Origin of the sequence: Streptomyces sp. DT2A-34, assembly GCF_030499515.1 — a bacterium.
GTDB lineage: Bacteria > Actinomycetota > Actinomycetes > Streptomycetales > Streptomycetaceae > Streptomyces.
In genome coordinates this window covers 8349765-8368010 of sequence record NZ_JASTWJ010000001.1, presented here as the reverse complement: position 1 = coordinate 8368010, position 18246 = coordinate 8349765, and the positions used below count along the sequence as shown (strand labels likewise).

The following is an 18246-nucleotide window of genomic DNA, read 5'->3' as shown; positions in this document are numbered from 1 at the left end:
CGCAGTTCCCCGCGCCCCTGAAGGGGCGCTGTCCCTCAGCCCTGCTTCTTGGCAGCCGCCCACTCGTGCTGGGCCGCCACGTCCTGCTTCACCTCGGCCAGTTGGACGGCCACCGCGCTCGGGGCCGTACCGCCCCGGCCGTTGCGGGAAGCCAGGGCGCCCGGGACGTTGAGCACCGAGCGCACCTCCGGTGTCAGGTGGGCCGAGATCTTCGCGAACTGCTCGTCCGTCAGGTCGTCCAGCTCCTTGCCCTCGGACTCGGCGACCTTGACGCACTCGCCGGCGACCTCGTGCGCGACGCGGAAGGGGACGCCCTGCTTGACCAGCCACTCGGCGATGTCGGTGGCGAGGGAGAAGCCGGCCGGGGCCAGTTCCTCCATGCGCTCGCGATTGACGGTGAGGGTGGCCATCATGCCGGTGAAGGCGGGGAGCAGGACCTCCAGCTGGTCACAGGAGTCGAAGACCGGCTCCTTGTCCTCCTGGAGGTCGCGGTTGTAGGCGAGGGGCAGGGCCTTGAGGGTCGCCATGAGGCCCGTCAGGTTGCCGATCAGGCGGCCGCTCTTGCCGCGCGCCAGCTCCGCGATGTCCGGGTTCTTCTTCTGCGGCATGATCGACGAGCCCGTGGAGAACGCGTCGTGCAGGGTCACGAAGGAGAACTCCTTCGTGTTCCAGATGATGATCTCCTCGGCGATCCGGGAGAGGTTCACGCCGATCATCGCGGTGATGAAGGCGAACTCGGCGACGAAGTCACGGGAGGCCGTGCCGTCGATGGAGTTGGCGGCGGACCCGTGCTCGAAGCCGAGGTCCTTCGCCACCGCCTCCGGGTCCAGGCCGAGGGAGGAACCCGCGAGGGCGCCCGAGCCGTACGGCGAGACGGCCGTCCGCTCGTCCCACTGACGCAGCCGCTCCGCGTCCCGGGACAGCGACTGCACGTGGGCCAGGACGTGGTGGGCGAAGAGCACCGGCTGGGCGTGCTGGAGGTGGGTGCGGCCGGGCATCGCCGCGTCCGGGTGGGCCTCGGCGAGGCCGATCAGCGCGTCCTGGAGGTCGGCGATCAGGCCGCCGATGATGCGGGCGCGGTCGCGGAGGTACATCCGGAAGAGGGTGGCGACCTGGTCGTTGCGGGAGCGGCCGGCGCGGAGCTTGCCGCCCAGGTCCGGGCCGAGGCGCTCCAGCAGGCCCCGCTCCAGGGCGGTGTGGACGTCCTCGTCGGCGATCGTGCCCACGAAGGAGCCGTCGGCGACGTCCGCCTCCAGCTGGTCGAGCCCGGCGATCATCCGGGTCAGCTCGTCCTCCGTCAGGAGCCCCGCCTTGTGCAGCACGCGCGCGTGAGCACGCGAACCGGCGATGTCGTACGGCGCCAGCCGCCAGTCGAAGTGGACGGACGCGGACAGCTTGGCCAGGGCCTCGGCGGGACCGTCGGCGAAACGGCCGCCCCAGAGCCGGACGTCACCGCTGTTGCTGCTCACTTGCTGCGCTCCTCGGAAGAGTCTGCGTGTGTGGCACCGCCTCCCCGTGGCGTGAACGGGGAGGCGGTCGTCAGGACAGTGCGCGCTCACCACACACTGACCTGCATGAGTATGCAGACCTCTGCATGATTCGTCAATCTGGCCCGCGGGAGACGGAAATCGAGCGACGGAAATTCGAAGCACCCATTGAACGCGGGAAACCGCTTACTCGTATCTCTCGCTGAACGCAGGCGCCGCGTTCGTAAACGACGACAGGTGAGGCATCCGCATGTCCAGGGCTCTTCCGAAGTACAACAAGCGTCGCGTCGCGTTCATCGGCGGCGCCGCCGCGGTGGCACTGTCCGGCACGGTGATCGCCGGTTTCGCCCTCGCCGGGGAGACGTCCCGGAGCAGCGGCACGAGCGCCCGGACGCTGGCCGGCCCCGGCACGATCACGTGTCCGGACGTCACCGGCCGGCTGCCCGCGATCCCGGCGTCCGCACAGGCCGAGGTCGACCGCAACCTCGCCCAGCTCCAGACCCAGATCAACGAAGCCAACCAGCGCCTCGTCGACACCGTCGGCCAAGGCGGCCCCAACTTCGTCCAGAACGCCATCCTCGGCCCCCTCGAAGACAAGCGCGTCGCCGCCCTCAACCGCATCGAAACCGCCATCGGCCGCGCCGCCGCCAAGCCCGAAGGACTGGAGGCATTCGCCGCCTGCACCCTGAACGCCGACGGCGGCGAGGAGGCCGGAGCGGGTGGCGAGGAGGCCGGAGCGGGTGGCGAGGAGGCCGGAGCGGGTGAGGAAGCCGGCGCGGGCGAGGACGCCGGCGCCGGTGCCGAGGCCGGGGCGGGCGAGGAGGCCGAGGCCACGCCGAGCGAGACGGCCACGGAGGAGGCCGGCGGCGCGGCGGGCGAGGAGGCCGGCGACGCCGCGGGCGAGGCGGGGAACGCCGGTGTCGGCACGATCACGTGCCCGGACGTCACCGACCGGCTGCCCGCGATCCCGGCGTCCGCACAGGCCGAGGTCGACCGCAACCTCGCCCAGCTCCAGACCCAGATCAACGAAGCCAACCAGCGCCTCGTCGACACCGTCGGCCAAGGCGGCCCCAACTTCGTCCAGAACGCCATCCTCGGCCCCCTCGAAGACAAGCGCGTCGCCGCCCTCAACCGCATCGAAACCGCCATCGGCCGCGCCGCCGCCAAGCCCGAAGGACTGGAGGCATTCGCCGCCTGCACCCTCAACCAGTGAGGTGACAGGCAGCCATGGCCGCCCCGTTGGCACGCCGGCCGGGGCGGCCATGGTGATGCCCCTTCAACTCGCTGAACCCGCTGAACCCGCAATTCCTTAGACAAGCGAATGACCCACACCCATACTCGGTGGACGTGGGAAAAACTTATGAACGCATAGACGGCAGACTCCGCAGGTTCATCGAGGAGCAGCCCCTCTTCTTCACCGCGACCGCTCCCCTGGACGCCGACGGCACGGTCAACCTCTCCCCCAAGGGGCTGCGCGGCTCCTTCGCGATCCTCGACGAACTCACCCTGGCCTACCTCGACTTCGCGGGCTCCACCGCCGAGACCGTCGCGCATCTGCGGGAGAACGGCCGGATCACCCTCATGTGGTGCGCCTTCCAGGGGCCGCCCAACATCGTCCGCGTCCACGGCCGCGGTGAGGCCGTCTTCCGCGACGACCCACGGTTCAAGGAACTGCTCGGCCACTTCCCCGACATCGACCACTCCCTGCACGGCCTGCGCGCGATCATCGTGGTGCGGGCCGAACTCATTCGGGACTCCTGCGGGTACGCGGTGCCCCTCATGACGTACGACGAGGACCGCGACCTGCACGCGAGGCGGTTCGCGCGCGAGGACGACGACTCGCTCAGCGCGTACTTCGCCAAGAAGGAGCACATCGCGACGAGCCTGGATGGCCTACCCGGGCTGCCGTTGCCGCTGCCCCCGTCTAGCGTCTGAGCCATGCGCCCCGGTGTCGTCGCCCTCGCCTCCGCGTCCCTCCTCGTGCTCGGCGCCACGCCGGGCGGCGGGCCGCCGCAGCCGCTGCCCGCGCGCATGGCCGACACCGGGGGCGGCTCCCAGCTCATCACCGCGGTGGCGCCGAAGACCGGCTCGACGTCGGGGACGGTCACCTGGTGGGACCGCGTCGACGGGCAGTGGGTGAAGAACGGTTCGACGCCGGCCCGGTTCGGGGCGAAGGGGCTGGTCGAGGGGGCCTCGCGCAAGCAGAGCACCAACACGACTCCCACGGGGCTGTACGGGCTGCCGTACGCCTTCGGCATCGAGGCGGCGCCGCGCGGTACCGCGTACGAGTACCGCCGTGTCCACCGGGACTCCTGGTGGTGCCAGGACAACGACTCCCGTGCGTACAACCGGTGGACCGAGCCTCTGGCGCGCGACTGCCGGGCCGCCGAGTCCGAGCACCTGATCTCGTACGGGGCGCTCTACGCGCACGCGCTCGTCATCGGGTTCAACTACGAGCGGCCGGTGAAGGGGCGAGGGGCCGGGATCTTCCTGCATGTGAAGGGGCGGGGGGCGACGGCGGGTTGTGTGTCGGTGCCGCGGGAGGCGATGCGGAAGATCGTGCGGTGGGTCGATCCCGTCCGGGCGCCGCACATCGCGATCGGGACCGAGTCGGGCCTGACCGCGATCACGCGGTACTGACAACCGGGCCCCGCTGCCGTTTGCCACCGGTGTCAGTGCCTGGTGACATCATGTCCCTCTGCGGGGAGGGCACATGGAACGAGCGCACAGGGCGCTGCTGATCGGGGTTGGGCAGACACCTGCCACCGACGGGTCGCTGGAGCCACTGGACTCGGTCGTCGAGGCCGATCTGCGGTTGATGGCCTCGGTGCTGGACGGGGTCGGCTACGAAGTAGAGGTTCTGCACGACGTGGACCGCGGCCAGATCCAGCGCAGGCTCTACCAGGTCGCCGGCGACGCACCGCCGGGCAGCACCCTGCTGTTGTACTTCACCGGGCACGGCGTTCGGGTCGGCGGCGCCGACTACCTCGTACCAGCCGACGCCGAGCCTTCGCCCGAGGGCGGCTGGGAGTGGCCTTACCTGGACTCCCTGCTGCCTGCGAACATCAGCCAGCTGCTGACGAAGTGCCGGGCCGGGACGGTGCTTTGGCTGATCGACGCCTGCCGTACGGATCTCGGCGACGACGAACTGGCCTTCGGTAACGCCATCGACAACGGTCCGCCGAACGGCGGCTTCGCCGTACTGACCGCCTGCTCGGCCGGCGAGCACAGCGGTTACACGGCCGAGGGCAGCTTCTTCACTCGTGGACTGGCGGACGCGCTCAGCCCACTGACGCCCGCGCGGACCGTCGAGGAGGTCTTCGACCTGGCCCGGGCCCGGACGGCCGCGGCGGCGCGTCGGCACCGGCTGACCCAGAACCCTCGGATCCGCTACGGCACCAACGCCGAGGCGGCGACGCGGGAGACGGAGATCTGTGAGGGCCGACCGCTGCTGGAGACCTGGCTGCGGGCGGCGCGCGAGACGCCGTTGTGGGGCCGGGTGCGCCCGGAGGACAAGGCCTCGCTGCAGGGGTTCCAGGAGCAGGTGGCTGCCTTCGTGGAGCGCTGCGCCCGAATGCTGCATCTGGCGCAGGGCAGGCTCCCGCGCCCCGATCCATGGTCGGACGAGGCGTTCCCGGTCCGTCTGGTCGAGAAGCGGCTGCCGCTGGTGATGCCGGGGACGCAGCCGCTGTCCGCTGTCGAGGTGGCGTTCCTCGTCACGGCTCCGTTCCTGTGGGAGGCGGCCTGGGCCGACAAGCTGAGTCAGGCCGTCGAGGTCGACCCTTACCGGGCGGACCGTAACCCGGGAACAGAGGCCCACCGCAGGCACTTCGAGCAGGTCAGCGACCAGCATGCGAGCATCGTACGCAAGGCGGACCAGTGCCGGGTCCGTGGCCGGGTGGAGGATGAGACCACGGTCGTCATGTGGCTGGTGCACCGCTGGATCGCCGACCGTTTCGAAACGGACGACGAGCCGGTGCCGGTGAGTCTCGCGGAGACGTTCGTCGAAGAACTGGGCGTGGCGTCCGACCGGGTGCACGAGGTGGCAGAGCTGCTGTGTGCGGCGGCAGCGGCCATCGGCCTCGACGAACTGCCCAACGATCCGGTGCCGTACGGCCGGGTGCCGGGCAAAGTGGTGCTGCCCAGCGGCCCCCAGCCCCTACGTGTACGTCCGCTGGCCGCGCTGCTGCGGCTCGCGGCCGTCCTCTCCCTGGACGTGCGGACCTTCCCCGAGATCGTGGCCGAACACCTGGCCGTGACGGACCCGGTCCTGCCCCAGCACGTCGTCGCCGTCGCGCACGGCCTGAGTTGGGAAAAGGAGGACTCGGCACTCCATATCGACGCTCCCTGTCCGCATCAGGCGGTGCACGCCGCGCTCGCCGAGATCACTGAGGAGGCGGACCAACTCGTCGCACGGATCCGCGACCGTGCCGACGGGTTGCCGGGCACGGAGGCGGATCTGCTGGCGGACATACCGAAGCGTGTGACCGCACGCGCGCTGCGTCCGGCCCGGACCAGTGGTGGGCACGAGCCGTACGAGGTGCCGCTGCTGCGTTTCCATCTCGCTCAGTCGGAGGTGCGGGAACTGCTGATGGGCGAGCAGTTGTACGGTGGCCAGCCGAACCTCGCGCTGCGCGAGCTGTACCAGAACGCCATGGACGCATGCCGGTACCGCGCGATGCGGTGGAAGTACCTCACGAGCAGTGGTGCTCGTCCCGCCGACTGGCGCGGGCGGATCACCTTCACCCAGGGCGAGGACGAGCGGGGACGGTACGTCGAGTGCCGGGACAACGGCGTGGGCATGAGCGCGGAGTTGCTCACCCACACCTTCACGCGCGCCGGCAGCCGCTTCGAGCGGTCCAAGTCGTTCCGCCGGGAGCAGTCTCGCTGGCTGCGGCACGATCGAAGCCTCCGGCTCTACCCCAACAGCCGTTTCGGCATCGGTGTGTTCAGCTACTTCATGCTGGCCGACGAGATGACGATCGTGACCCGGTATGTCAGCCCCGAGGGCATACCCGCCGAGCACGCGTTGCGCGTCGACATCCCCAGCAGCGGCAGCCTGTTCCGCATCCGCCGCCATACCGGACCGGAGGACGGATTGGCGGAGGGGGGTACTCGGGTCCGACTGTACCTGCGGCAGGGGGCGGCCGAGGAGGAGCTGTCGTGCACTCGGGTGCTGCGGGAGCTGGTACGCGTCGGTGAGTTCGGGCTGGAAGCGCTGGATGGGGAGGGGCACGCGCATCGGTGGGAACCCGGGGTGCTCCAGCATTCGGTGGTGGGCGGTGGGCACGAGTCCCTGAACGCCGTTCCCGGGGTGTTGTGGTGGGTTGACGGCGAGGGGGCCATCCTCTGCGACGGTATCGAGACCGATCAGAAGCCATTCGGGTACGTGTTGAACCTGACGGGGCCTCATGCGGGGAAGCTCAGTGTCAGCCGTACCGAACTGCAGCACTTCGATCGTGACTGGGCGGAGGAGCAGTGGCGGCTGGGGACCGAGGCGTTGTCCCGGTGGCCGGGGCTGACGGCGAGGTGGACAGCGGAGCTTGAGAAGCAGAGTCTGCGTGTGGCCCAAGTGCTCGACGCGGAGTGGCGGGGCAAGGGCGTCACGGTGGCCAGGAGGGTAGGTGAGCCTCTGTCACTGGACGAGGTGGGTTGGTTCCACCTCGACGCGCGCACTGCTTCCAGCACCAACAGCCTGCGCAGCCAGCCATGGCGCAACACGGTTCTCGGGAAGTCCCGGGACAACCACCTGCCCGCGCCTCCTCGAAGCCTCGTCGGCCATCCGGTACCGTCGCCCGGCGACGCGGACCTGGCAGTCAAGGGATTCGGTTCCTGGCACGATGTCGTCACCCATGCGGCCGAATACAGGATGCCCCTCGCCGACCTGCTGCACCGCATGCGCAGGCTGCGCATCGTTGACCCGTCGTTCTCACCGCCTCCGACCAGTGGAGAGGGCGAGCTGGCCCGGGTTCCCACGGAGCGGGAGGCCGCCCTCGCCCGAACTCTGAAAGGCGAGTCACGGCGCGCTGAGGACGTGCCCGCTCGCACTGCCAGGGAGGGGACCGGCATCGACGACTTCGGCGGCCTCGTTCTTGCGTCAGCGTGGCTGGGCAGGCCGCTCGGCGACGTGACGGAGACGCTGGCTCGTCTTACGCCGCTTCATTCTCTGGTGGTTCCCTCTCCGCCGGAATCCCACGTGAAGTACATCTGCACGGAGTTCGACATCCAGTGCCTGTTCGTGAACATGGGCAACAGGCGCCTGCGCCGCGTGGTCGGCGCAGCCGACGTCATGGCCCGACCGCTTCCCTCCGGGGTCTCGGTTTCCGACGTGGTCGCCCGTCTCTCGGAGTTCAGCTGGCTCGGTTGGGTGGCTCCTCTCCCCGCTGAGATGGCCCCCTGGCTGGAGCTGGACGACGAGACTCTCGGCATCGTGCGCGGCAGCAGCTCACGGCTGCCGGACGGCCGCCACCGACTGGACTGGGAAGCAACCGTCATGGCCGCAGAGGCCTTCCAGATCACCCTCGCCGATGCCGAGCAACGCATGGCCGAGGTTGCCGCGGCGCTCGGCCTGGCCCACGAACCGCGCTACGCCGACGGCGGGTCGGAAGGCACGACAGTGCCCTCGCCCGACACCACCGACTTCGTCGCGTATCTCTCGCTCGAGCTCGGAGTCCGCCTTGAGGACGGGGTCGACCTGGAGGACCTCTACATCGCCGGCATAGAGAACTCCGTCACGGACGAACGGGTCGAGGCCCTGCGCGCCATGGGTGTCCGCGTACCCGATGACCACAGGATCAGCGTGGCATGGCACACACTGGATCTGCGCAGCCGCTACGTCTTCTCAGGCCGGGACGCCGCGCAGGACGACGAAAACTTCCCTGCCGGAGCGCTCACTTCGGCGGTGTTGCTCAACGCTGCCACGTACTTGCAGGAGTCCCTCGGTGACGTGTGGCATCTCGCCGCCCAACGGGCCCCCTTCCTCGGGATCGACGTTCCGTCCCTCCCGCCCGCGCTGGTCGATGTCCGTCCCTCCCTGGAACTCTGCAACGCACTCTGCACGTTCGAATCACGCTACAGCGATGCTGGAACACCGACGTGGACGACTCTGACGCCCGTGGCCCTGGCTCGCTATGCGCGGACGCTTGCCCTCGATCCATCCACCGCGTACCAGCACCTGAGCCTATTCCGCGACCTCGGTGCCATCATTCCCGATCTCAGCGCGGAGGAGCTGGCTGCCTTCGGTGTCGGTGTCCCCGACGAGTGGGATCTCCTGGCCCTCTCCCCCGAGCAGCGACGTTTCGCCCCCTCCTCCCCCTACACACCCTTCGAGCTGGTCAGCATCGCCGCCCGCCTCGGCGAACCCGTCTCCGAGACGGTGCGCCGCATCAGGCCCTACCTTCCCCTGCTCACGGCCCTCGCCTCCCTGCCCACCGCCGCTGACACCGTCCCCTGCTGGCAGGACCTCACCCTGCTCACTCAGCACTTCGACGGCAGACTGCCCGCGATCGAAGGAGCCGTGACGCAGCGGCACATCACGCTCGCCGCCGAAACGACCCGGGAGAGCGAGGAGTGGATCAGGTGCCGACTGCACCTGTACGCCGGGATGTTCGGCCTGACCATCCCCGACACCGAGGACCAGAGCGAGAGCGAGACCCGCACCGATGACTGAACTCCCGGCACCCGGCCATGACTTCACGCTCGCCTACGCGGAAGAGGACATGGGGCACGCGCCCACTCCCTTCTTTCGCACGCCCTCCCCCGACGGGCACGGCATCGTGGTCGAGGGTGCCTGCCCACGCTGTCACGGGAGGACGTCGACGGAGTACCGGCACGGGACACCCGGAAGCGGCACCAAGGGACTGCTGTCCTGGATCACCGGCGGGCATCCCGCGCCCGACGGAAACGCCGACGCCGACCTGCTGAAACAGGAACTCCACTTCTGCGAGTGCGGGCATCCTCATGCAAACCTTCCGCACGACGCGCCCTTCATCGGATGCGGGGCCGGCTGGCGCGTCGGCTCGCTGGACGCGGGCGGTCCCTCGTGAGCGCACAGTCCGATCGGCGCTGGGCCCAGCTGGCCCGTGAGCTGGAGTTCACCCAGCTGACCGAGTTGAGGAAGCAGGCGGAGGGCTGGCGCAACGGGCTGGCCGGGCTCACGGCATTGCTCGCCGTTCTGGTGCTGCTCAAGGGGCGCGACGACCTGTCCAAACTCCCCTCGGCCGCCCGGCACACGGCCACGGCATTGCTCGCCGCCGCGTTCGTGCTGCTGGTCGTCGGCTCCGTACTCGCGGTGCGCGCCGCGCACGGCCGGCCCGGGAGTCGGGTGCTGCTCGCCGGGCAGGCGCTGCGCCGCTGGACCGAGGCCGAGACGGTACGGGTCACCGGGGCGTTGCGGCAGGCCTCCGTGTGCTGCGTCGCGGGGCTCGTGCTGGTGTGCGGCGCGGTCGGCGTCGCCTGGACGACCACCGAGTCGCCGCCGGACCATGTGGTGCGGGTGGTGACGAGGAGCGGTGAGCAGTGCGGGGAGCTGCTCGGCGCCGGGCCGGACGGTGTGTTGCTGCGGACAGACAGCCAGAAGCGAGTGGTGCTGCCCGTGCGAACCGTGCTGTCCGTAGTACCGGTGGATGCGTGTGGAGCCGGTGGCTGACCGACCCGCTCCAGGCCACGCACAAGGTGGCGGTTACCGCCAGTCACCCCTGGACGCACTCGACTCCGCACGCGGCTGAACACACGGACCTCCCCGCACGTATCTCAGGGCCAAGGGACCACGCCCATCACGCACCCCCTTGCTCCCGTCCCCGGAGGAACCGTGACCACCACGCTCGCAGGCGGCCGTGCCGCTCGCCGCCAGACGATGCGCCGCATCCGCCCGCGCCGCTCCCCGGCCGTCCCGCTGGTGATCGCCCTGTGGGCGGGTGCGGCGGCGGTGCTGTGGCTGTGGTGGGACAACACGCCGTCCCTCGCGGACAACACCGCCAAGATCCTCGCCGCGGGGCGGATCACCGGACTGCTGGCCGGCTATCTCATGGCGCTCGTGGTGCTGCAGATGGCCCGGGTGCCCGCGCTGGAGCGGCGGGTGGGGTCCGACCGGGTCGCGCGCTGGCACGCGATGAGCGGTCGTTACACGATCTGCCTGGTCATCGCGCACGTCTTCCTCACCATGTGGGCGTACGCGCTCCAGGCCGGCAAGACGCTCGGTGACGTCGTCCAGCAGACGATCGACTCGGTCAACACGCTGCCGGACATGGGCAAGGCGGCCATCGGCACCGGGCTGCTGTTCTTCATCGCGTTCATCTCGATCGGGGGGATCCGCCGCCGGATCCCGTACGACACCTGGTACCACGTGCACCTGCTGACGTACGCGGCGGTGTACCTGACGTTCTGGCACCAGATCACCACCGGCAACGAGTTCGCCGTCGAGCCGTCCGCGAAGACCTTCTGGTACGCGCTGTACGGGGTCGTGACCGCGCTGGTGGTCTGGTACCGGATCCTCACCCCGATCCGCCTCAACCTGCGGCACCGGATGTACGTCGAGGCGGTCATCGAGGAGACGCCGGGCATCGTGTCGGTGCTGATCGGCGGGCGCAAGCTGCACCGCATGGGTGCGCAGGCCGGGCAGTTCTTCCGGTGGCGGTTCAAGGCGCCGGGGATGCGGTTCAGTTCCCATCCCTACTCGTTGTCGGCGGCGCCCCGCCCCGACATGCTGCGGATCACGGTCAAGGCGATCGGCGACCACACCTCGCGGCTGCGCGATCTGAAGCCGGGCACCAAGGTGTGGGCGGAGGGGCCGTACGGCGCGATGACCGCCCAGCGCCGCAGCCGGGGCAAGGTGCTGCTGGTGGCGGGCGGGGTCGGGATCACACCGATGCGGGCCCTGTTCGAGACGCTGCCCGGTGCGTCCGGCGACATCACGCTGCTCTACCGGGCCAACAGCACCCAGGACCTGGCGCTGTGGGACGAGCTCGCGGCCATCGCCGACGAGCGCGGGGCCCGGCTGATGTACGCGGTCAACAGCCCGGACGGCGAGCGGCCGGACATCTCGGCGGAGCGGCTGCGCCAGAAGCTGCCGGACATCGACAAGCACGACGTGTTCATGTGCGGGCCGACCGGCTTCGCGCAGTCCGTCTACGAAGCACTGCGCGGCGCGGGTGTGCCCGCCCGCCGCATCCATCACGAGTCGTTCGAGATGTGAGCGACGGGACGTCACACACCGGACTTCGGACTTCAGGAGCTGTAGGAGCCATGAGGAAGAGTCACCCCATCCGGCGTGTCGTGCTGGCCGGCGCGGCCACCGTGTCCGGGATCGTGCTGCTGCTGTCGCTGAAGCCGGCGACCGACCCGGCCTCCGCGGCGGCGGGCGGCACGGCACCACCCGCGGCGGCGTCACCCCAGGGCGGCGCCCAGGCGGCCGGAACCGGCACCTTCACCGGTGACGCGGCAGAGACCCAGTACGGGGCCGTGCAGGTGCGGCTGACCGTGGCCAACGGGAAGATCACCCAGGCAGAGGCCGTGCAGGCCCCCAAGGGCGGCCAGAGCGACCAGATCACGGCGAACGCCGTACCCAAGCTCAACCAGGCGGCGGTCGCCGCGCAGAGCGCCGACATCGACGCGGTGTCGGGAGCGACGTACACCAGCGCCGGCTACAAGGAATCGCTCCAGTCGGCGGTGGACAAGGCCAAGGCGAGCGCCGGTTCGCAGGGTTCGGGCGCCGCCCAGGCGGCCACGGTCACCGGCGATGCCGTCCAGACCCAGTACGGCGCGGTCCAGGTCCGCATCACCGTCAACGGCGGAAAGATCACCAAGGCCGAGACCGTCCAGGCCCCCAAGGGCGGCCGGAGCGACCAGGTCACCGCCAACGCCGTACCCAAGCTCAACCAAGCCGCCGTAGCGGCCGGCACCGCCGACATCGACGCCGTCTCCGGAGCCACGTACACCAGCGCCGGCTACAAGGAATCCCTCCAGTCGGCCCTGGACCAGGCCGGTGGCTGACGCGGTGGTGGAACCGACAGAAGCTCCCGCCGCGGTACGTCATGCGGAGGAGGTCATGGGGACGGTCTTCTCCTTCGACGTCCGCGGCGGGGAACCCCGTGCCGTCGAGTCGGCACTGGAAGAGGCGGTCGCCGGACTGCACCGGGTCGACGAGGTGTTCAGCACCTACCGCGACGACAGCCAGGTCTCCCTGCTGGCGCGCGGCGAGCTGACCGTCGAGCGGTGCGATCCGGAGGTCTCCGAGGTGCTCGAACTGGGCGCCGAGGCGGAGCGGCTCAGCGAGGGCTGGTTCAGCACGTCGTACGAGGGCCGCCTCGACCCGACCGGCATCGTCAAGGGCTGGTCCGTCGAACGCGCGGCCCGCCGCCTCGCGCAGGTCCCCGGCGTGAGCGGCGTCAGCGTCAACGGCGGCGGCGACGTCCAGCTGCTGGGCGTGCCGGGCGCACAGCGCCCCTGGCGCGTAGGCGTCTCCGACCCCCTGCGCCCGGGCGGCCTCGCGGCCGTCATCTCCGCCGCCGGCCTGGACGAACTGGCGGTGGCCACCTCCGGCACGGCGGAGCGGGGCGCGCACATCGTCGACCCCCGCACCGGCCGCTCCGCGGTGACGGACCTGGTGGCGGTGACCGTGGTGGCCCCGCACCTGACCTGGGCGGACTGCTGGGCGACGGCGGCTTTCGCGATGGGTTCGCGGCAGGGTCTGCGCTGGCTGGAGTCGTTGCCTGAGGTGGAGGCGCTCTTGATCACGGCGGGGGATGAGGTCCGCTGCACAGGAGGCTTGGCCTCTCGACTCGGGTGAGTCGGCCCACCCAGGGGCGCGGGGAACTGCGCGACCAGCCACATTGCACCCGCAGTCGGCAAATGACCGCCACCACCCCCACTCAGTGCCCGTTCTGGGCCAACCGCAACAGATGATCGGCCAAGGCCTGACCCCCCGTAGGATTCCGGCTGATCAACAGCAACGTGTCGTCACCGGCAATGGTCCCCAAAATGTCCTGCAGCTCGGCCTGATCAATGGCCGAGGCCAAGAACTGCGCCGCCCCCGGAGGGGTCCGCAGGACCACGAGATTCGCAGAAGCCTCCGCGGAGATGAGCAGCTCCTGCGACAACCGCCGCATCCGCTCCTCCTTGGCCGACTCCCCCAGCGGCGCCCGAGGCGTACGAAAACCGCCCTCGCTCGGCACCGCGTAGATGAGATCGCCCTCGTTGTTGCGGATCTTCACCGCATTGAGCTCATCCAGATCCCGGGAGAGCGTCGCCTGCGTGACGCTCAACCCGTCGTCGGCGAGCAGCTTCGCCAACTGGCTCTGCGACCGCACGGGTTGCCGGTTGAGGATGTCCACGATCCGGCGGTGGCGGGCGGTGCGCGTCTGCGGCACGGCAGGCCCGGCGGCCCCGTTGTGCTCGTGGTCCTGCGCCTGGCTCATCGTCGTCTCATTCCCCGGATCATCCGTCCCCGTCGGCCACGTCAAGGATGCCGGGCAGCGCCTGAAGAAGCGCCTCCACTTCGTCGTCGCCGAGGTTCAGCGGCGGCATGAGCCGTACGACATCGGGGGCGGGCGCGTTCACCAGGAAACCGGCGTCCTGAGCCGCCTGCTGCACCTTGGCGGCGTGCGGCTCGGTGAGCACGATACCCAGGAGCAGTCCCGCGCCCCGGACATAGTCGATCAACGGGTGGCCCAGCGCCTCGATCCCGTCGCGCAACTTCTCGCTCTGCCGCTTGACGTTCTCCAGCAACCCGTCGTTCGCGATGGTGTCCACAACCGCCAGCCCAGCGGCGCACGCGACGGGGTTGCCGCCGAAGGTCGTCCCGTGGTGACCGGGCTGCAGCAGCTCCGCGGCCCGCCCGAAGGCGACCGTCGCACCCAGCGGCAGCCCGCCGCCGAGCTGCTTGGCGAGCGTGACGATGTCGGGCAGCACGCCTTCGTGGGCCTGGTACTCGAACCAGTTCCCGGTACGGCCGATGCCGGTCTGCACCTCGTCGAGGACGAGCAGCGAGCCGTTGGCGGCGGTGATCGCCCGCGCGGCCTTCAGATAGCCGGCCGGCGGCACGACGACGCCGTTCTCGCCCTGGAGCGGCTCGATGATCACCAGGGCCGTCTCCTCGGTCACCGCCGCGGCCAGCGCCTGCGCGTCGCCGTACGGCACATGCGTGACATCGCCCGGCAGCGGCAGGAACGGCTCCTGCTTGGCCGGCTGGCCGGTGAGCGCGAGGGCACCCATGGTGCGGCCGTGGAAGCCGCCCTCGGTGGCGACGATGTGGGTCCGCCCGGTCAGTCGGCCGATCTTGAACGCGGCCTCGTTGGCCTCGGCGCCGGAGTTGCAGAAGAAGACCTTGCCGTCCCGGCCGAAGAGCTGGAGCAGCCGTTCGGCGAGGGCGATCGTCGGCTCCGCCATGAAGAGGTTGGAGACGTGCCCGAGGGACGCGATCTGCTTGCTCACGGCCTCGACGATCGCGGGGTGCGCGTGGCCGAGCGCGTTGGTCGCGATGCCGCCGACGAAGTCGATGTACCGCTTCCCGTCGGCATCCCAGACCTTGAGCCCCTCACCGCGTACGAGAGGGAGCCGCGGGGTGCCGTAGTTGTTCATGAGCGAGCCCTGCCACCGCTGGGTGAGCTCCTGATTCCCGGTCATACGGCGTCGTCCCCCTCTTGCGCGTCCGGCACGACCATCGTGCCGATGCCTTCGTCGGTGAAGATCTCCAGCAGGATCGAGTGCTGGACCCGGCCGTCGATGACGCGGGCGGTGGTGACGCCGTTGCGTACGGCGTGCAGGCAGCCCTCCATCTTCGGCACCATGCCGGAGCTCAACTCCGGCAGCAGCTTCTCCAGTTGGGAAGCGGTGAGGCGGCTGATCACCTCGTCGCTGTGGGGCCAGTCCTCGTAGAGGCCCTCGACGTCGGTGAGGACCATGAGGGTTTCGGCGCCCAGCGCAGCAGCGAGTGCCGCAGCCGCCGTATCAGCATTGACGTTGTAGACATGTCCGTCGTCCTGGCTACGGGCGATCGACGAGACGACCGGGATGCGGCCGTCGGCGAGCAGGGCCTCGATGGCGCCCGTGTCGATCGCGGTGATCTCGCCGACCCGCCCGATGTCGACCAACTCGCCGTCGATCTCGGGCTGGTGCTTGGTGGCGGTGATGGTGTGCGCGTCCTCGCCGGTGAGGCCCACGGCCAGCGGGCCGTGCTGGTTGAGGAGCCCGACGAGCTCGCGCTGGACCTGCCCGGCCAGCACCATCCGTACGACGTCCATGGCGTCCTCGGTGGTGACGCGCAGGCCCGCCTTGAACTCGCTGACGATGCCGTGCTGGTCGAGGGCGGCGCTGATCTGCGGTCCGCCGCCGTGCACGACGACGGGCTTGAGGCCGGCGTGGTGCAGGAAGACGACGTCCTGGGCGAACGCGGCCTTCAGGTCCTCGTCGATCATGGCGTTGCCGCCGAACTTGATGACGACGGTCTTGCCGTTGTGCCGGACCAGCCAGGGCAGCGCCTCGATGAGGATCTGGGCCTTGGGGAGCGCGGTGTGCTTACGCGTAGTGCTCATGAGGAGTAGGCGCTGTTCTCGTGGACGTAGTCGGCGGTGAGGTCGTTGGTCCAGATGGTGGCGGTCTCGGAGCCGGCGGCGAGGTCGGCGACGATGTGCACCTCGCGGTAGCGCATGTCGACCTTCTCGCGGTCCTCGCCGACACCGCCGTTCTTGCACACCCAGACGCCGTTGATGGCCACGTTGAGCTGGTCCGGCTCGAAGGCGGCGGAGGTGGTGCCGATCGCGGAGAGCACGCGGCCCCAGTTGGGGTCCTCGCCGTGGATGGCGCACTTGAGGAGGTTGTTGCGGGCGATGGAGCGGCCCACCTCGACGGCGTCGTCCTCGGTCGCGGCGTTGATCACCTCGACCTTGATGTCCTTGCTGGCGCCCTCGGCGTCCCGGATCAGCTGCTGCCCGAGGTCGTCGCAGACGGCCCGTACGGCCTCGGCGAACTCCTCGTACTCCGGGGTGACTTCGGCCGCGCCCGAGGCGAGCAGCAGCACGGTGTCGTTGGTGGACATGCAGCCGTCGGAGTCGACGCGGTCGAAGGTGACCTTGGTGGCGGCGCGCAGCGCCTTGTCCAGTACGTCGCTGTCGAGGGCGGCGTCGGTGGTGAGGACGACGAGCATCGTGGCGAGGCCGGGCGCGAGCATGCCGGCGCCCTTCGCCATCCCGCCCACGGTCCAGCCGTCCTTGGTCACGACGGACGTCTTGTGGACGGTGTCGGTGGTCTTGATGGCGATGGCGGCCTTCTCGCCGCCGTGCTCGGAGAGCTGGGCGGCGGCGGTCTCGACACCGGGGAGCAGCTTGTCCATGGGCAGCAGCACACCGATGAGGCCGGTCGAGCAGACGGCGACCTCGATGGCGCCGCGGCCGAGCACCTCGGCCACCTTCTCGGCGGTGGCGTGGGTGTCCTGGAAGCCCTTGGGTCCCGTACAGGCGTTGGCGCCACCGGAGTTGAGGACGACGGCGGAGACCTGACCGCCCTTCAGGGCCTGCTCGGACCACAGCACCGGCGCGGCCTTGACGCGGTTGGAGGTGAAGACGCCCGCGGCGGATCGGCGGGGCCCGGTGTTGACCACGAGGGCCAGGTCCGGGTTGCCGTTCTCCTTGATTCCGGCCGCGATGCCCGCGGCCGTGAATCCCTTTGCTGCCGTCACACTCACGGCGCGACTCCGATCGTCGTAAGGCCGGTGGTCTCGTCGAGACCCAGGGCGATGTTCATGCTCTGGACGGCACCGCCCGCGGTGCCCTTGGTCAGGTTGTCGATGGCGCTGATCGCGATGATGCGGTTCGCGGCGGCGTCGTACGCGACCTGCACCTGAACGGCGTTCGAACCGTAGACGGACGCCGTGGCGGGCCACTGTCCCTCCGGGAGGAGGTGGACGAAGGGCTCGTCGGCGAAGGCCTTCTCGTAGGCGGCACGGACGGAGTCCGCCGTGACGCCGGGGCGTGCGCTCGCGGTGCACGTGGCGAGGATGCCGCGGGGCATCGGCGCGAGGGTCGGCGTGAAGGAGACGCTCACGGTTTCACCGGCCGCCGCGCTGAGGTTCTGGATCATCTCGGGCGTGTGCCGGTGGCCGCCGCCGACGCCGTACGGCGACATGGAGCCCATGACCTCGCTGCCCAGCAGATGCGGCTTGGGCGCCTTGCCCGCGCCGGAGGTGCCGGAGGCGGCGACGATCACGGCCTCGGGCACGGCGAGGCCGGCGGCGTAGGCCGGGAAGAGGGCGAGCGAGACGGCGGTCGGGTAGCAGCCGGGGACCGCGATGCGCTTGGACCCCTCCAGCGCGGCGCGGCCACCCGGCAGCTCGGGAAGGCCGTAGGGCCAGGTGCCGGCGTGCGGGGAGCCGTAGAACGTCTCCCAGTCGCCGGCGTTCTCCAGCCGGAAGTCGGCCCCCATGTCGACGACCAGCACATCCGGGCCGAGCTGCTCGGCGACGGCGGCGGACTGGCCGTGGGGCAGGGCGAGGAAGACGACGTCGTGCCCGGCCAGCACCTCGGCCGTGGTCTCCTGGAGAACACGGTCGGCGAGGGGCAGCAGGTGCGGCTGGAGCGCACCGAGCCGCTGGCCCGCGTTCGAGTGACCGGTCAGGGCGCCGATCTCGACCTCGGGGTGTGCCAGGAGCAGACGCAGCAGTTCCCCGCCCGCGTATCCACTCGCTCCGGCCACTGCCGCACGTACCGCCATGGAAACCTCCTCCTAGACGGCATGACTATACGTTTCGATGCACGTTTATGCAATCTCG

Annotated in this window: 15 protein-coding genes; 9 read left to right on the top strand and 6 right to left on the bottom strand. The window is 70.1% G+C overall.

The window, feature by feature from the left end; genetic code table 11:
- Positions 1-35: 35 nt before the first annotated feature.
- Complete coding sequence (gene argH, locus QQM39_RS37365) at positions 36-1469, bottom strand: argininosuccinate lyase (RefSeq protein ID WP_302002038.1); 1434 nt, start codon at positions 1467-1469, stop codon at positions 36-38.
- A 268-nt stretch (positions 1470-1737) separates the two neighbouring features.
- Between argH and QQM39_RS37360 the strand changes: the two genes are divergently transcribed.
- The 9 genes from QQM39_RS37360 to QQM39_RS37320 all read left to right on the top strand — a co-directional run bounded on the left by QQM39_RS37360 (position 1738) and on the right by QQM39_RS37320 (position 13272).
- Positions 1738-2700: a hypothetical protein gene (locus tag QQM39_RS37360; RefSeq protein ID WP_302002037.1), complete on the top strand. Its 963-nt coding sequence runs from the start codon at positions 1738-1740 to the stop codon at positions 2698-2700.
- 134 nt (positions 2701-2834) lie between these two features.
- Positions 2835-3422: a pyridoxamine 5'-phosphate oxidase family protein gene (locus tag QQM39_RS37355; RefSeq protein WP_302002036.1), complete on the top strand. Its 588-nt coding sequence runs from the start codon at positions 2835-2837 to the stop codon at positions 3420-3422.
- Between the two features lie 3 nt (positions 3423-3425).
- Positions 3426-4127 (top strand): L,D-transpeptidase, encoded by a 702-nt coding sequence (locus QQM39_RS37350; RefSeq protein WP_302002034.1) that lies wholly within the window; start codon positions 3426-3428, stop codon positions 4125-4127.
- 73 nt (positions 4128-4200) lie between these two features.
- The gene (locus QQM39_RS37345) at positions 4201-9156 is read left to right on the top strand and encodes a caspase family protein (RefSeq protein WP_302002033.1); all 4956 of its coding nucleotides are present in this window, start codon (positions 4201-4203) and stop codon (positions 9154-9156) included.
- Positions 9149-9532: a hypothetical protein gene (locus QQM39_RS37340; RefSeq protein ID WP_302002032.1), complete on the top strand. Its 384-nt coding sequence runs from the start codon at positions 9149-9151 to the stop codon at positions 9530-9532. Before QQM39_RS37345 ends, QQM39_RS37340 begins: the two co-directional genes overlap by 8 nt.
- Positions 9529-10134 (top strand): hypothetical protein, encoded by a 606-nt coding sequence (locus QQM39_RS37335; protein ID WP_302002030.1) that lies wholly within the window; start codon positions 9529-9531, stop codon positions 10132-10134. Before QQM39_RS37340 ends, QQM39_RS37335 begins: the two co-directional genes overlap by 4 nt.
- Positions 10135-10296: 162 nt before the next feature.
- Positions 10297-11679 carry a ferredoxin reductase family protein gene (locus QQM39_RS37330; protein WP_302002028.1) on the top strand — a complete coding sequence of 461 codons (1383 nt, stop codon included), beginning with the start codon at positions 10297-10299 and terminating at the stop codon, positions 11677-11679.
- Positions 11680-11729: 50 nt separating this feature from the next.
- Positions 11730-12476 (top strand): FMN-binding protein, encoded by a 747-nt coding sequence (locus QQM39_RS37325; RefSeq protein WP_302002027.1) that lies wholly within the window; start codon positions 11730-11732, stop codon positions 12474-12476.
- Positions 12477-12531: 55 nt separating this feature from the next.
- Complete coding sequence (locus QQM39_RS37320) at positions 12532-13272, top strand: FAD:protein FMN transferase (RefSeq protein WP_302002025.1); 741 nt, start codon at positions 12532-12534, stop codon at positions 13270-13272.
- Between the two features lie 82 nt (positions 13273-13354).
- Here QQM39_RS37320 and QQM39_RS37315 read toward each other — a convergent pair whose 3' ends face one another.
- From QQM39_RS37315 to argC, 5 genes are read right to left on the bottom strand one after another with little or no spacing between them, the layout of a single operon-like run.
- Positions 13355-13900 carry an arginine repressor gene (locus tag QQM39_RS37315; RefSeq protein ID WP_062715470.1) on the bottom strand — a complete coding sequence of 182 codons (546 nt, stop codon included), beginning with the start codon at positions 13898-13900 and terminating at the stop codon, positions 13355-13357.
- 19 nt (positions 13901-13919) lie between these two features.
- Positions 13920-15107 carry an acetylornithine transaminase gene (locus tag QQM39_RS37310; RefSeq protein ID WP_302002024.1) on the bottom strand — a complete coding sequence of 396 codons (1188 nt, stop codon included), beginning with the start codon at positions 15105-15107 and terminating at the stop codon, positions 13920-13922.
- Positions 15104-16015: an acetylglutamate kinase gene (argB, locus tag QQM39_RS37305; protein WP_302002022.1), complete on the bottom strand. Its 912-nt coding sequence runs from the start codon at positions 16013-16015 to the stop codon at positions 15104-15106. The genes QQM39_RS37310 and argB overlap by 4 nt, the downstream gene beginning before the upstream one ends.
- Positions 16012-17163, bottom strand: a complete 1152-nt coding sequence (gene argJ, locus QQM39_RS37300; protein ID WP_302002020.1) for a bifunctional glutamate N-acetyltransferase/amino-acid acetyltransferase ArgJ — start codon at positions 17161-17163, stop codon at positions 16012-16014. Before argJ ends, argB begins: the two co-directional genes overlap by 4 nt.
- A complete protein-coding gene (gene argC / locus QQM39_RS37295; RefSeq protein ID WP_302002018.1) occupies positions 17160-18188 on the bottom strand; it encodes an N-acetyl-gamma-glutamyl-phosphate reductase in 1029 nt (342 codons plus the stop codon). Before argC ends, argJ begins: the two co-directional genes overlap by 4 nt.
- Between the last annotated feature and the right edge of the window lie 58 nt (positions 18189-18246).

What these genes read in the sequence shown, in the direction of transcription:
- QQM39_RS37320 (WP_302002025.1), top strand. Translation starts at nt 12,532, where the DNA reads ATGGGGACGGTCTTCTCCTTCGACGTCCGCGGCGGGGAACCCCGTGCC.
- QQM39_RS37310 (WP_302002024.1), bottom strand. Translation starts at nt 15,107, where the DNA reads ATGACCGGGAATCAGGAGCTCACCCAGCGGTGGCAGGGCTCGCTCATG.
- QQM39_RS37315 (WP_062715470.1), bottom strand. Translation starts at nt 13,900, where the DNA reads ATGAGCCAGGCGCAGGACCACGAGCACAACGGGGCCGCCGGGCCTGCC.
- QQM39_RS37345 (WP_302002033.1), top strand. Translation starts at nt 4,201, where the DNA reads ATGGAACGAGCGCACAGGGCGCTGCTGATCGGGGTTGGGCAGACACCT.
- QQM39_RS37360 (WP_302002037.1), top strand. Translation starts at nt 1,738, where the DNA reads ATGTCCAGGGCTCTTCCGAAGTACAACAAGCGTCGCGTCGCGTTCATC.
- QQM39_RS37350 (WP_302002034.1), top strand. Translation starts at nt 3,426, where the DNA reads ATGCGCCCCGGTGTCGTCGCCCTCGCCTCCGCGTCCCTCCTCGTGCTC.
- argB (WP_302002022.1), bottom strand. Translation starts at nt 16,015, where the DNA reads ATGAGCACTACGCGTAAGCACACCGCGCTCCCCAAGGCCCAGATCCTC.
- QQM39_RS37340 (WP_302002032.1), top strand. Translation starts at nt 9,149, where the DNA reads ATGACTGAACTCCCGGCACCCGGCCATGACTTCACGCTCGCCTACGCG.
- argC (WP_302002018.1), bottom strand. Translation starts at nt 18,188, where the DNA reads ATGGCGGTACGTGCGGCAGTGGCCGGAGCGAGTGGATACGCGGGCGGG.
- QQM39_RS37325 (WP_302002027.1), top strand. Translation starts at nt 11,730, where the DNA reads ATGAGGAAGAGTCACCCCATCCGGCGTGTCGTGCTGGCCGGCGCGGCC.